At 67.0% G+C, this 13368-nt stretch carries 11 protein-coding genes; 5 read left to right on the plus strand and 6 right to left on the minus strand.

The window, feature by feature from the left end:
* Positions 1-24 precede the first annotated feature (24 nt).
* Both ahpD and FO044_RS06405 read right to left on the minus strand, forming a co-directional pair.
* A complete protein-coding gene (gene ahpD, locus FO044_RS06400) occupies positions 25-552 on the minus strand; it encodes an alkylhydroperoxidase, AhpD family (protein ID WP_132993553.1) in 528 nt (175 codons plus the stop codon).
* A 50-nt stretch (positions 553-602) separates the two neighbouring features.
* Entirely contained in the window at positions 603-1184 is a 582-nt protein-coding gene (locus FO044_RS06405) for a peroxiredoxin (RefSeq protein WP_132993552.1), read from the minus strand.
* A gap of 156 nt (positions 1185-1340) precedes the next feature.
* Between FO044_RS06405 and FO044_RS06410 the strand changes: the two genes are divergently transcribed.
* Positions 1341-2291 carry a hydrogen peroxide-inducible genes activator gene (locus FO044_RS06410; protein ID WP_143965437.1) on the plus strand — a complete coding sequence of 317 codons (951 nt, stop codon included), beginning with the start codon at positions 1341-1343 and terminating at the stop codon, positions 2289-2291.
* Here FO044_RS06410 and FO044_RS06415 read toward each other — a convergent pair.
* Positions 2272-4380, minus strand: coding sequence for a DEAD/DEAH box helicase (locus FO044_RS06415; RefSeq protein WP_132993550.1), 2109 nt, complete (start codon positions 4378-4380; stop codon positions 2272-2274). The genes FO044_RS06410 and FO044_RS06415 overlap by 20 nt on opposite strands.
* A 56-nt stretch (positions 4381-4436) precedes the next feature.
* Positions 4437-5399, minus strand: a complete 963-nt coding sequence (locus FO044_RS06420) for a proteasome assembly chaperone family protein (protein ID WP_143965438.1) — start codon at positions 5397-5399, stop codon at positions 4437-4439.
* Positions 5400-5627: 228 nt separating this feature from the next.
* Here FO044_RS06420 and FO044_RS06425 point away from each other — a divergent pair, with 228 nt between their 5' ends.
* Entirely contained in the window at positions 5628-6251 is a 624-nt protein-coding gene (locus FO044_RS06425; RefSeq protein WP_244945797.1) for a hypothetical protein, read from the plus strand.
* Between the two features lie 122 nt (positions 6252-6373).
* On the plus strand, positions 6374-7483 hold the full coding sequence (locus FO044_RS06430; RefSeq protein WP_143965439.1) for a DUF4192 domain-containing protein: 1110 nt from the start codon (positions 6374-6376) through the stop codon (positions 7481-7483).
* Between the two features lie 28 nt (positions 7484-7511).
* On the opposite strand, the gene FO044_RS06435 is transcribed toward FO044_RS06430, so the two are convergent.
* On the minus strand, positions 7512-8198 hold the full coding sequence (locus tag FO044_RS06435) for an iron-dependent transcriptional repressor DtxR (protein WP_132993547.1): 687 nt from the start codon (positions 8196-8198) through the stop codon (positions 7512-7514).
* Between the two features lie 119 nt (positions 8199-8317).
* On the opposite strand from FO044_RS06435, the gene FO044_RS06440 reads away from it, so the two are divergent.
* Both FO044_RS06440 and FO044_RS06445 read left to right on the plus strand, forming a co-directional pair.
* Positions 8318-9562 carry an acetoin utilization protein AcuC gene (locus FO044_RS06440; protein WP_132993546.1) on the plus strand — a complete coding sequence of 415 codons (1245 nt, stop codon included), beginning with the start codon at positions 8318-8320 and terminating at the stop codon, positions 9560-9562.
* Positions 9555-12332 carry a bifunctional acetate--CoA ligase family protein/GNAT family N-acetyltransferase gene (locus FO044_RS06445; RefSeq protein WP_143965440.1) on the plus strand — a complete coding sequence of 926 codons (2778 nt, stop codon included), beginning with the start codon at positions 9555-9557 and terminating at the stop codon, positions 12330-12332. The genes FO044_RS06440 and FO044_RS06445 overlap by 8 nt, the downstream gene beginning before the upstream one ends.
* Here the strand turns inward: FO044_RS06445 and FO044_RS06450 are convergent, their stop codons facing one another.
* The gene (locus tag FO044_RS06450) at positions 12333-13328 is read right to left on the minus strand and encodes a sigma-70 family RNA polymerase sigma factor (RefSeq protein ID WP_132993544.1); all 996 of its coding nucleotides are present in this window, start codon (positions 13326-13328) and stop codon (positions 12333-12335) included.
* Positions 13329-13368 lie beyond the last annotated feature (40 nt).

Consider the following 13368-nt stretch of genomic DNA (forward strand, 5'->3'; position numbering starts at 1 on the left):
GCAAGGGCTGCAGAGGAGAACAGATCAGGCGAGAGCCTCGGCGGCGGTGACAGCCTGGCCGACGCCTGCCACGATCGAGGCGACCTTCAATGCTTCGAACACCTTCTCGCGGTCCAGTCCGGCTTCGCGGACGACGTTCTCGTGGGCTCCGACGCAGTGCTCACAGCCGTTGACCGCGGACACCGCGAGCGACCACAGCTCGAAAGTGGCCTTCTCGACGCCCGGGTTGCCGATGATGTTCATCCGCAGACCGGGTCGCAGGTCGTCGTACTTGCCGCCGAGGAAACCGCGACCACGGTAGAACACGTTGTTCATGCCCATGATCGAAGCGGCGCCGAGTGCGGCGTTGTACGCCTCTGCGGACAGGTTGTCGGCGGCCTCGTCGGCGATCTCGCGCAGCACGGTGGCGTTGCGGGTCGCGGCGGCGGTGGCCAGCAGCGAGCCCCACAGCTGCTCGTCATCCAGCACGGTGGTGCGGCTGATCGATCCGAGGTTCAGCTTCAGGTCCTTGGCGTACTCGGGGAGTGCGCCCTTCAGGTTGTCGATGCTCACGTGGAACTTCCTTCGATGATGTCGGTAAGACGGGTGTCAGATGCCTGAGATCAGGCGGACATCAGCTCGGCGGCGTCGATGGTCGGATCGCCCTTCTTCCAGTTGCAGGCGCACAGCTCGTCGGACTGGAGAGCGTCGAGGACGCGGAGGACCTCGTCCACGTTGCGGCCGACCGAGCCCGCGGTGACCGACGCGAACTGCACTTCGTTGTTCGGGTCGATGATGAAGGTCGCGCGGTCGGCGACTCCGTCGGCATTCAGGACGCCGGTGGCCTCGACGAGCTCACGCTTGAGGTCGGAGAGCATCGGGAAGGGGAGGGTCTTCAGGTCCTCGTGCTGTGCGCGCCACTGGAAGTGCACGAACTCGTTGTCGACCGAGGCGCCGAGCACCTGGGCGTCGCGATCGGCGAACTCGTCGTTCAGCTTGCCGAACGCGGCGATCTCGGTGGGGCAGACGAAGGTGAAGTCCTTCGGCCAGAAGAACACGACGCGCCACTTGCCCGCATGGTCGTCCGAGGTGACGGTGGTGAAGTAGTCATCAGGCTGCTGTGCGTCGACCTTGGACAGGTCGCCGCCGATGACAGCGGTCAGGTTGTAGGCCGGGAACTGGTCGCCGATGGTCAGCAGTGCCATGAGACGTACTCCTAAAAGTCGTGAGAAAGGGTGCGGTGAGAATTGATCTCTGCGGAGTCCTGGCCGCCCGATCGGGACGCCGTCCTCCGTCTGTCACTTATTCTGCCCCGCACCCCTTAAAAAGTAAAGGTGATAGTAGGCACTATATTGATAGGCATGACCGATCAAAGCTATCAGCCGTCAATAGGTGGCCTGCGCGCCTTCGTGGCCGTCGCCAAGAAGCTTCACTTCGGTTCTGCAGCAGCAGATCTGGGTGTGAGTCAGCCGTCGCTTTCGCAGTCGCTCGCGGGGCTGGAGGCGGGCCTGGGCCTGCAGCTCGTCGAGCGGACGACGCGACGCGTCATGTTGACGCCGGAAGGGGCCAGGCTGCTCCCGTCAGCCATCACAGCGTGCGACGCCGTCGACGACTTCCTGCTCGACGCTGCAGGTGACCTCGACCCGCTCACCGGGCACCTCCGACTGGGGATAATCCCGACGATCGCGCCGTACATCCTGCCGCGAGTGCTGCGCGGTCTCGGCGAGCGTCGACCGTCCCTGACCCTGCTCGTGATCGAGGATCAGACCGACAGGCTGCTCGGGCAGTTGCGTGACGGATCGCTCGATGCCGCCGTGCTGGCCCTGCCCGCGGGCATACCCGGCATCGGCGAGATCACCATGTACGACGAGGATTTCCTGCTCGCCATGCCGAAGGGGCACCCACTCGCCGGCCGCAAGCGTCTGTCTCCGGACCTGCTTGCGGACCTTCCCCTCCTGCTCCTCGACGAGGGGCACTGCATGCGCGATCAGGCTCTCGACGTGTGTCAGCGCGCGGGCGTGGAGCCCGATCTGCAGCAGACCCGAGCCGCGTCGCTGACCACCGCTGTGCAGTGCGTGGAAGGCGGACTCGGCGTGACGCTGATCCCGAGGACATCGGTCGGAGTGGAGACGGCCGCCGGTTCCCTGGGGGTCGCGGAGTTCTCACGTCCGCGGCCGGGTAGACGGATAGGACTGGTGTACCGGGAATCCTCGGGCCGTGCGGACTCGTACCGCACGCTCGCAGCTGACATCGCGAACCTGATCGCCGAGAGCGGAGCGGTGACGGTACCGGTCAGCCCTGCGCATCCGTGAGTTCGGCCCACTCATCGAGGAGACTGGAGTCGACACCGCGAATGAGGTCGCCGAGTTCGTCGGTGATGTCCTCGATCTCGTCGCTCACCGCGGACATCGGCAAACCGTTGGACAGAGCGCGGTAACAGTCGCTGAGGTAACGCAGGACCACGCCTTCGCTGCGAGCCAGACCGTACTGCGAGATGAGTTCGGCGAACGTCATCGACCGTTCGCGCATGTGCCGCAGGACCGACTTGCACTTGGGTGCCGATCCGGCCAGCCACGGATGCCCGCGCCGGTACGTCTCGAACGCGAACTCGATCTCCTCGGCGAGGGGCTGCGGCCACGAGATCTCCTCGAGTCGCTCCATCCGCTCGTCGTACTCGATGCCGTCCGCCTTCATCTGGGCGATCGCCGCGTCTCGTTCCACCTTGCGTTGCGCGAACAGCACCGGCCTCGGGTCCTCGAGGGTGCTCTCCAGGATCGAGATGACATCGAGTGCGTAGGTGGGGGATTCGCGATCGAGGATCTCGAAGGCGGCCACGGCGAACGCCGACAGCGGATTGGTCAGTGCGAAGTTCTCCGGGAGGTCGATCGACAGCTCGACGTGCTTGCCATCCGGGGCAGGCGAATCGAGCGGCGTGACTATCCCGGTATCGCGCAGGTCGCGGTACAGGGCGATCGTGTGCTTGATGTGCCGCAATTGGCGACTGCGCGGCTCGTGATTGGTCTCAAGCAGGTGACGGAGTGCGACGAAGCAGTCGCCGGGCCGCTCCAGAACCTCCATCAGCATCGCGGTGGTCATCCGGAAATGCGAGCGCATCGGCTCGTCCGGAGCGTCGATGAGCGTGGTGAAGGTCTGTTCGCCCCAGCTGACGAAACCCTCGGGTGGCTTGCGCCGCACGATCTTCCGGAGCTTCTTCGGGTCGTCTGCGGCCTTCGCGAGCGCCTTCGCGTTCTCCACGTCGTGCTCCGGGGCCTGGGCGACCACGTAGCCGACGGTGTCGTAGCCCGCCCGCCCGGCACGGCCGGCGATCTGGTGGAATTCGCGTGCGCGCAGGCGCCGGACCTTGTAACCGTCGTACTTGGTGAGGCCGGCGAACAGCACGGTGCGGATCGGCACGTTGATTCCGACTCCGAGGGTGTCCGTTCCGGCGACCACTTTGAGCAGCCCGGCCTGCGCGAGTCGCTCGACGAGTCGTCGGTAGCGAGGGAGCATGCCTGCGTGGTGGACTCCGATACCGGCGCGCAGCAGCTTGCTCAGTGTGTTGCCGAATCCGGTACTGAAGGCGAAATCGCCGATCGCCTCGACGATCTCGGCCTTCTCCTCCTTCGTGGTCAGCTTGACGGAGGTGAGCGCCTGCGCACGTTCGACGGCGTGCTGCTGGGTGAAGTGGACGACGTACACGGGCGCCTGACCGGCCGACACGATCTGCTCGATGGTCTCGTGGATGGGCGTCGTCGAATAGCGGTGCTCCAAGGGGACCGGTCGCTGCGCATCGGTCACCGCGACGGTCGGCCTGCCGGTCCGCGTGCTCAGGTCTTCGGTGAAGAACGAGACGTCGCCGAGGGTGGCAGACATGAGCAGGAACTGGGTTCCGCCGGGCACCTTCGGATCCGGGGACGGGCTCGGAAGCTCGACGAGGGGTACCTGCCACGCCCAGCCGCGGTCGGACTCCCCGTAGTAGTGGAACTCGTCGGAGATGAGCACTCCGACATCGCTGTCGGGCCCGTCGCGCAGTGCGATGTTCGCCACGATCTCGGCGGTGGCGCACACAACGGGCGCGTCGGCGTTGACCGAGGCGTCGCCGGTGAGCAGACCGACGTTCTCCGCGCCGAACTGATTGCACAGGTCGAAGAACTTCTCGCTGACGAGTGCCTTGATCGGGGCGGTGTAGTACGCCCGCTTCCCGCGGCACATGGCGAAGTAGATGGCGCCGGACGCGACGAGCGATTTACCCGAGCCGGTCGGGGTCGCCAGGATCACGTTGCTGCCCGATACCAGCTCGAGAAGGGATTCCTCCTGGTGCGGATACGGCTCGATGCCCCGTGCCGCCCACCAGTCGAGAAAGAGCTCGAAAGCGAGATCCTCGTCCTGGGTAGGGGTCAGCGGGGCGGGCGCAACGGAGTCTGACGGATCGGTGGTGCTACCGCCGGCCGAATCGGTCAGGCCTGATCACGTCCTTCGTCGGAATCGCCGAACTCTCCCGCATGCTCGGCGAGGAACCGCTCGAACTCGGCCCCTAGCTCGTCGCCGGTCGGCATCGACTCGTCGGGGGCGAGCAGGGATGCCTGCTCCTCCTTGGAGCGCGTGTACGCGTCGTACTGGTTCTCCAAGGCCGACACGACGGTGGCGATCTCCTCGTTCGATTCGACTTCGCCGTCGATCTGCTTGCGGACGTCCGATGCCGCGTTCTCCAGTGCCGAGATCGGGAGGTCGAGTCCGGTGACCGTCGCCACCGCTTCGACGAGCGATGCCGCGGCAGACGGGTAGTTGGCTTGCGCCAGGTAGTGCGGCACGCTCGCGGACAGCCCGGCGGTCCGGTATCCGGCCTCGCCGAGGCGAAGCTCCATCAGCATCGACGCACTGGCCGGCAGCTTCATCGGGCTGCCCCAGTTGTTCAGGTCGGTGAGTGCTTCCTCATCGGTGCCGTGTCCGGTGATGGGCGCCGGACGCGTGTGGGGCACAGCCATCGGAATCGAGTTGAGGCCGACGACCTGCGAGACGCCGAAGCGTTCGGCGAGCGCCGACATGGCGGTCGTGAACTGGTCCCAGCGCAAGTCCGGCTCCGGGCCCTCGAGGAGGAGGAACGGGATTCCGGAATTGTCGCGGACCGCGTGCATCGCGAGGGTCGGCATCTCGATGCCATCGAACTTATCGCCGGAGAACGAGATCATCGGCCTGCGCGACCGGTAATCGATCAGCTCGTCCGAGTTGAAGGTAGCGACCAGTTCGCTGTCCAGCGCATCGCGCAGATGCGAGGCGGCGAGCGTCACTGCGTGTCCTGCGTCCGCATAGCCCTCCAGGGCGTGGACCAGCACCGGGCCGCCGCCTTCCGTGCCGGCTACGGCGGGAGCCGGGAACTCGAGCTCGTACAGTGAGCGCGGCTCCTGCGTCCACTCGTCCATGTGTCCCCCTTCATCGGGTGTTACGTGAGTGCGGCGGCTGCGAGCCGCCCGTTCCCGTCAGGTCCTGCATCGTGCAGTTCATTGTCCCGTACGGGCGTCATGCCTTACAACACGGTTGCTCGGTGCGGCATTCCCGGCGCGGAGCGAACCGGGTGCGGGTCGCTGCGATGAGTTCCTGGTGCGCGATGGCACAGTGGAGTCGTGCGTGTTGTGACAGGAGTGAAGTGTGTGATCGCTGCGGTCGTGGCTGCGACGGTTGCGACGGGCTGCTCGGTCGACGGTGCCGCCGAGCGGGTGCCCGATCTGAACGCGAAGGCCGTCGATTCGTCGGCGTTCCCCTTCGGCCCGGCGACGCAGGTTCCGCCTGCGCAGTTGCCGGGTGCTATCGCGGACGTCACGTTCCTGCCGCTGCGTGCCCGGAACGAGCCGGACGAGTGCACTCCGAGTCCCGTCAGTGCGGAGGGCGCGGCCCTGCGGGTCGGTCCGGGCGGACTGGCCGGGGGCACGTTGAGTGTGCTCGTCGCGCGAGCATCGGGCGGCTTCCACGAGTACGTCGATCGGCTTCGCAGCTGCCCCGACTTCCTGCTGGGCGGAACGGTCGGCACGCATGTGACGACCCAGATCATCGATTCGGGGAAGGCCATCGAGGCGGGGGACGGCGCTGTGCAGAGCGATCGCACTCTGCGTAACGGCGAGACCGCCTATGCGTATGTGTACGAGCTCGTCGCCCAGCAGGGGGATGTGCGGGTGGTCGTGCAGAACCGCCGACCCGGACGCGAGTTGGGTGCTCCGGACCGGTCCGCGACGCGGGAGCTCTTCGACGCTGCCACGACGCGCGCGTTCGGAGGATGAGTCGAGGCGCAGCGCGTTACCGGGAGTGCATCGTCGCTGGAGGAATTGGGGATTTCGACGGGTTCGCTCCACAACCGGCGCTGAACCCGCCGACCGCACGCTGATGGACGGATCGTCGATCCATGAGGATCACGATCACCACCAGAACACAGGGATCACGCCGAGTCGCCGATCCCGATCCATTGATCGCCGCAGTGCCCGCGCTGCTGGGATTCGTCCCGGAACGCTCCATCGTGCTGATGTGCTTCGACCATCGCTCGCAGATCACCGCGACGATGCGGCACGATCTGCACTGGACTCGCGGCGGCCGGGCCTCCGTCGAGATGAAGCGGCTCCTGGGCCGGCTCGGCGAACTGAGCGAATCCTACGGCGCCTGCGGTGTCGTGGCGGTCCTCGTCGATGACCGCGTCGATCCGGCAGACGAGCGCTACGATCTGCTGGCGCGCGAGGTGCATCGTGCCTTCCGTGCGATCGGCGGCCTGACCGCGGGGTTCGCCGCCCGGGACCTGGTGCTGGGGCAGCGGTGGCGGACGGTCTGGCAACCGGATCGTTCGAGCGGTGGAATGTTCCCCGGCGACGTGGCGGAGTGCGGTGAACTCACCGATCCGCAGGCCTCGCCCGCGGCGTTGCACCGCTCGGTCTACAGCGGCCGCGGAATTCTCGGGCGGCGGAGCGAACTCGAGGAGATGCTGGCCTTCCGTGAGCACTGCGATGATGCGATCTGCCGCTCGGTCTCGCCGATTCCGCCGTCCGGACCGGCCGACGAGGTGGACCGGGCCCGGCTCGCATTGCTGTACGCGACGGTGGTCGAGTGGTCGTGCGACGGCGGGACACGGGCACTGAGCTGCGATCGAGTCAACGCGCTCGCCGATGCACTGCTGTCGATCCAGGTACGCGACGCCGTGCTCGGATTCGGTCTCACCGTCCATCACGAAGCGGCCGAGAACCTGTGGCGCGATCTGGCACGGCGCCTCTCGGGGACCCCGCGGGCGGCTGCCGCCACTCTGCTCGGGTACCTCCACTACATGGAGGGATCCGGTGCCTTCGCATCGACTGCGTTCGATGCCGCGCACGCCGCGGACCCGGAGTACAGTCTCGCGAACCTGCTCGACACCGCGCTCGTCAACGGCCTGCCGCCTCGGGAGTTGAGAGGCCTCGCGGAACTGTCGTTCGACCTCGCCCACGACCTCGGAGTCGAGCTACCGCCTGCGGCCGATCGCGCCGCAGGCTGACGAGCCTGCGGCGATCCGCTACCGCGTCTCAGTGCGCGGGAACGACGAAGATCGCGTGCGCCATCTCCGGTGAGAGCGTCAGACCCTGGTGTCCGGGAGTGCTGATGATGACCGCTCGCGGGCTCACGGTGGCGCTGACTCGAGCATTCGGGACCACGCCCGCATCACGCAGGTCGGCGATCAGATCACCGTCGGCCTGGGCATGCTCGGACATGCGCTTGACGATGACCGCGGACTCTCCGTCGGGCAGATCGACCAGACGAATGATCTTGTCGTCATCGCCCGCGGTCGAAGTGATTCCGAGCTCCTCCAGTCCGGGAATCGGATTCCCGTACGGGGAGGTGGTCGGATTGTCGAGGACGGCGAGCAGGCGCCGCTCGACGTTCTCGCTCATCACGTGCTCCCACCGGCATGCCTCGTCGTGGACTTCGTCCCACGGCATCCCGATCACGTCGACCAGGAGGCGTTCGGCCAGCCGGTGCTTCCGCATCACCGACACGGCCAGATTCCGGCCGTTCGGAGTCAGTTCGAGGTGGCGGTCGCCTGCGACCTTCACCAGTCCATCGCGTTCCATGCGGGCCACGGTCTGCGAGACCGTGGGGCCGCTCTGGTCGAGGCGCTCGGCGATACGCGCGCGCAGTGGGACGATCCCCTCTTCTTCGAGGTCGTAGATCGTCCGCAGATACATCTCAGTGGTGTCGACAAGATCGTTCACGGCAGCCTTGGTCCTTTCGCTGATTCACAGGCTACCCAACGCCGTTGCGGCGCGTCGGGTCCTGGCTTCCCGCGCGCGTTGTGAATACACAGCTGCGGCTTACCGATAGCGTTATCCGGGTGAGTGCCGCGATCATCTGGAGTGACCATTTCCTCGACTACAAATGGGCGCACACGCATCCGATGAGTCCGATCAGGCTGGCGCTCACGATGTCGTTGTCCCGGAGCCTCGGGATCCTCGACGACGTCGACACCGTCGAGCCCCTGCCCGTCGACGAGGATCGGCTGCGGACGGTGCACACGCAGGCCTACATAGACGCGGTGCGCGCGGTGAGCAGCGGGATGGCGTCGAGCAACGCGACGATGCTCGAGCGCATGTTCGGTCTGGGCAGCGCGGACAACCCGATCTTCGACAAGATGCACGAGGCGGGTTCGATGCTGGTGGGTGGGACGCTGGCGGCAGCGCAGGCCATCACATCGGGCGCCGTGCGGCGGGCGGTCAACATCGGCGGGGGAATGCACCATGCGATGCCGGGGCATGCTGCCGGATTCTGCATCTACAACGACTGCTCGATCGCCATCGAGTGGATGCTGGAACAAGGGTACGACCGGATCGCGTACGTGGACATCGACGCCCACCACGGCGACGGCGTCCAGCAGCAGTTCTATGCCGACCCACGTGTCCTGACCGTGTCGCTGCATCAGCATCCGGCGACGCTGTGGCCGGGAACCGGCTGGGCGACCGAACTCGGTGCGAGCGGCGCCGAGGGGAGCGCGGTCAACCTCGGCTTGCTGCCCGGCACCCCGGACAGGTTGTGGCTGCGGGCGTTCGACGCCGTCGTCCCGTCTCTCCTCGCGGAGTTCAAGCCGCAGATCATCGTCACGCAGGCAGGCGTCGACTCGCATGTCGAGGATCCGTTGACCGATCTGGCACTGACTGTCGACGGCCAGGCCGCGGCGATGCGGACCGTGCGGGATCTGGCGGACAAGTACAGCGACGGGCGGTGGCTGGCCGTCGGCGGCGGCGGGTACGGCGTGATCAACGTCGTGCCGCGAGCCTGGACGTACCTCATCGGTGCGAGCCTCGACCGCGACATCGATCCCCATACGGCCATCTCGCCCGAGTGGATGACCGCGGCCGCGCAAGCCCAGAGCACCGTGCACCCCGATTACGCGCGGCCCCCGGTTGGGGCCATGACCGACGGCGGCGACACCGAGTTCACCGCCTGGGACGGCGACACAGCTGCACCGCCCCCGGGCGGTATCAGCGAGACCGCGCAACGACAGACCGACAAATCGATTCTCGCCACCCGCCGCGCAGTGTTCCCGCTGCACGGACTCGACCCGGAGGATCCACGTGACTGAATCTCATTACCCGCGACACTGGGTCGCCGACGTCCTCGCGTCCGATGGCGGCGTCGTCCACCTGCGCCCCATCCTCCCCTCGGACGCCGACGTGCTCGTGGAGTTCCATAACGGATTGAGTGAACGGACCCGCTACCTGCGGTACTTCGGCCCGACTCCCACGCTGCCGCCACGCGAGGTGGTGCGGATGACGACTGTCGACTATCGCCACCGAGTCGCCATCCTGGCCATGCTCGGGCAGGAGATCGTCGCGATGGGACTGTACGAAGGACTCGAAGCCGACGGAAAGCCGGACTCCGCGGAAGTCGCGTTCGTCGTCGCCGATAACCATCAGGGGCGCGGACTCGGGCCGATTCTGCTGGAGCACCTCGCCGGGATCGCCGCCGAGAACGGGTTCGCCCGATTCGAAGCCGAGGTCCTCTCCGAGAACCCGACCATGGTCGCCGTGTTCCGTGACGCGGGGTATCAGGTCAGCCGGGCGTTCGACGGCAGCACCGTGCATGTTGAATTCCTCATCGACCCGTCCGAGGCCCTCACCTCGGTGCGGAACGCGCGCGAACGTGCCTCCGAGGCACGTAGTATCGCGAATCTTCTTCGCCCGCAGTCGATCGCGGTGATCGGGGCGTCGACCGACTCGAAGAAGGTCGGCAACGTTCTGCTGTCGAACATCATCTCGGCGGGCTTCACCGGTCCGGTGTTCCCGGTGAATGGTCCGGGATCAGGAGCTGAGGCCGCTGAGGAGGAGCCGTCGGGCCCCACGTCGGTGTCACGGTTCGAGCCGTCCCCGCGTCGCAGACCGCACCGGCAGCCCCGACCGGCGCCGCCATCGGTGCGCGGCATCCGGGCGTACCCGTCGGTTCGAGCGATCCCCGATCCGGTGGATCTCGCAGTCATCGCGGTCCCAGCGTCCGGGATGGACGACGTTCTGGCCGATTGTCTGGACAAAGGGGTGCGGACACTGGTCGTGGTGTCGGCCGGCTTCGGCGAGAGCGGAGAGGAAGCCGGATGGGAGAGTGAGCGCAGGCTCGCCGAGCAGGCGCGCGCCCACGGTATGCGGCTCGTCGGACCCAACGCGCTCGGGGTGGTCAACAACACGACCGACATCGCACTCAACGCGACACTCGCCCCGCACATCCCGGGCCCCGGCCGAGTGGGGTTCTTCTGCCAGTCCGGTGCTCTGGGCATCGCCATCCTCGACGCTGCCAAGCATCGGCAACTCGGTCTCTCGACGTTCGTCTCCGCGGGCAACCGCGCCGACGTGTCGGGTAACGACGTCCTGCAGTACTGGGACACCGACGAGAGCACGGATGTGGTGCTGCTGTACCTCGAGAGCTTCGGCAACCCGCGCAAGTTCGCCCGCATCGCACGACGGCTGGCGTCGTCGAAGCCGATCGTGGCGATCAAGTCGGGACGCGCCGCGATGACGCAGGCCAGGGCCTCCCGTACCTGGGAAGCCGGTCGAGACGACGCGATCGCGCAGATGGTGCTGCGTCAGGCCGGCGTGATCCAGGTCGGAACCATCACCGAACTCTTCGACTGCGGCACCGTCTTGGCGTATCAGCCGCTGCCGACAGGACCGCGGACCGCGATCATCGGGAACTCGTCGGTGATCGCCGCACTCGCCGCGAACACCGCCCGATCGTCGGGACTCGACGTCGTGGCATCGGTCGACCTGGGGCCTGCGGTCTCGCAACCGGACCTGTCCGAGGCAGTCGCGGTCGCGATGGCCGATGCCGACGTGGACGCCGTCATCGTGGTGTTCGTCCCACCGGTCGCAGTGGACGCAGCCGACTACGCGCACGGGCTGATGGAGGCGGTTCGTCCCGCCGACGGTGGAGACGTCCCGATCAAGCCGGTCGTGACCACGTTCCTCGCGGTGGAAGGGGTGCCGCCGGGTCTCTCGCGACCGGGGCCGGACGGGATGCCGGTGCGCGGGTCCATCCCGTCGTACTCGTCCCCGGAGCGGGCCGCGACGGCGCTGGCGCGCGCGTGGAAGTACGCGGAGTGGCGGAATCGGCCGGCTGCGGTCGTCCCGACGATCGAGGGCACTGCGGCGGAGGACGCACGCTCGTTCGTCCGTGAGGCGATGGTCGACGGTGCCCGGGACCTGACCGCCGTCGAGTCGGCGTACGTCCTGTCCCGTTACGGCATCGAGGTCGTCGCCTTCCGGGAGGTGCGGACCATGCAGGAGGCTTCTGCAGCTGCCCGCGAGCTGGGGTTCCCGGTGGCGGTCAAGGCCACCTCGGCGAGCTGGGTCGGGCGTCTGGACCGCGAGGGGGCTCGCCTCGATCTGCCGGATGCGACGTCGGTTCTGACGGCGTTCACCGAACTGCAGACGCTCACCGGAGACGATGTTCTGCACGTGCAGAAGATGGCCCCGAAGGGGCTCGGCACGAGCATCACCGTCAGCGACAACGAGTCGTTCGGATCACTCATCAGCTTCGGGTTGTCGGGCAGGCTGTTCGATGCCCTGGGCGACCGCGGTTACCGGTCGGTGCCGTTGACTGAGCTCGACGCCCGGGAATTGGTCGCCGAACCGCAGGCGTCGATCCTTCTCGAGGGTGGCCCGGTGGATGAGCCCACCGATACCGATGCGCTGGTCGACCTGATCCTGCGCATCTCGGCACTGGTGGACGAAGTACCCGAAGTTCGCGAGGTCCGGTGCGATCCGATCCTGGGATCCGCGGACGGCGTCTCGGTGCTCGGGGCCTGGATGCACGTCGGCCCGGTGCCCACGCTTGCAGACACCGGGCCTCGACGGCTGAGCTGATCAGCTCGCGTATGCGCGCAGCTTCTCGGCGCGGTCACCCTGACGGAGCTTGCCCATCACGTCGCGCTCGATCTGGCGGACGCGCTCACGTGAGAGTCCGAAAGCACGACCGATCTGATCCAGAGTGCGCGGCTGACCGTCGTCGAGCCCGAACCGCATGGTGATGACCTGCTGCTCGCGCTCATCGAGGGTGCCGAGCACCGACCGGATGTCGGAGTGCAGGAGGTTCGAGATGACCGCCGTCTCGGCCGAGGTGGCCTCGGCGTCTTCTATGAAGTCGCCCAGCGGGGCCTCCTCGTCGTTGCCGACGGGCATGTCGAGACTCACCGGGTCCCGGCTGTGGTCCATCAGGTCGGCGATCTTCGCTGCGGGGATACCCGATTCGGCGGCCAACTCGTCGTCGGTCGCTTCCCGGCCGAGCTGCTGGTGCAGTTCGCGGCGGATGCGAGCGATCTTGTTGACCTGCTCGACGAGATGGACGGGCAGGCGGATGGTGCGGCTCTGATCGGCCATGCCGCGGCTGATGGCCTGGCGGATCCACCAGGTGGCGTACGTCGAGAACTTGAAGCCCTTCGCGTAGTCGAACTTCTCGACCGCGCGGATCAGTCCGAGGTTGCCCTCCTGGATGAGATCCAGGAGCGGCATGCCGCGGCCCGTGTAGCGCTTGGCCAGCGACACCACGAGACGGAGGTTGGCCTCGAGGAGGTGCGAGCGCGCAGTACGGCCCTCGCGAACGACGATCTTGAGGTCGCGCTTGCGCGCCGCGGAGAGTCGTTTGCGGTTGGCGAGAATGTGCGTCGCGTACAGGCCCGCCTCGATCTGCTTCGCGAGCTGCACCTCCTGCTCGGCGTTGAGGAGTGCCGTACGTCCGATTCCGTTGAGGTAGACGCGGACCAGGTCGGCCGACGGTGACTGCGCGTCGAGGTCCTGGTCGGTCAGCGCCGGACGGGTCCGGGCAGAGGCTTCGGTGGGGCGTGCAATCGTCGTGCGAGACATACGACCTCCAAGAGTGCGCGGTTCAAGTGCGTTCACCAGG

Source organism: Gordonia zhaorongruii (assembly GCF_007559005.1).
GTDB lineage: Bacteria > Actinomycetota > Actinomycetes > Mycobacteriales > Mycobacteriaceae > Gordonia > Gordonia zhaorongruii.

Bases quoted from the DNA above. Each gene is read 5' to 3' on its own strand.
- FO044_RS06405 (WP_132993552.1), bottom strand. From the start codon at position 1,184: ATGGCACTGCTGACCATCGGCGACCAGTTCCCGGCCTACAACCTGACC.
- FO044_RS06410 (WP_143965437.1), top strand. From the start codon at position 1,341: ATGACCGATCAAAGCTATCAGCCGTCAATAGGTGGCCTGCGCGCCTTC.
- FO044_RS06420 (WP_143965438.1), bottom strand. From the start codon at position 5,399: ATGGACGAGTGGACGCAGGAGCCGCGCTCACTGTACGAGCTCGAGTTC.
- FO044_RS06430 (WP_143965439.1), top strand. From the start codon at position 6,374: ATGAGGATCACGATCACCACCAGAACACAGGGATCACGCCGAGTCGCC.
- FO044_RS06450 (WP_132993544.1), bottom strand. From the start codon at position 13,328: ATGTCTCGCACGACGATTGCACGCCCCACCGAAGCCTCTGCCCGGACC.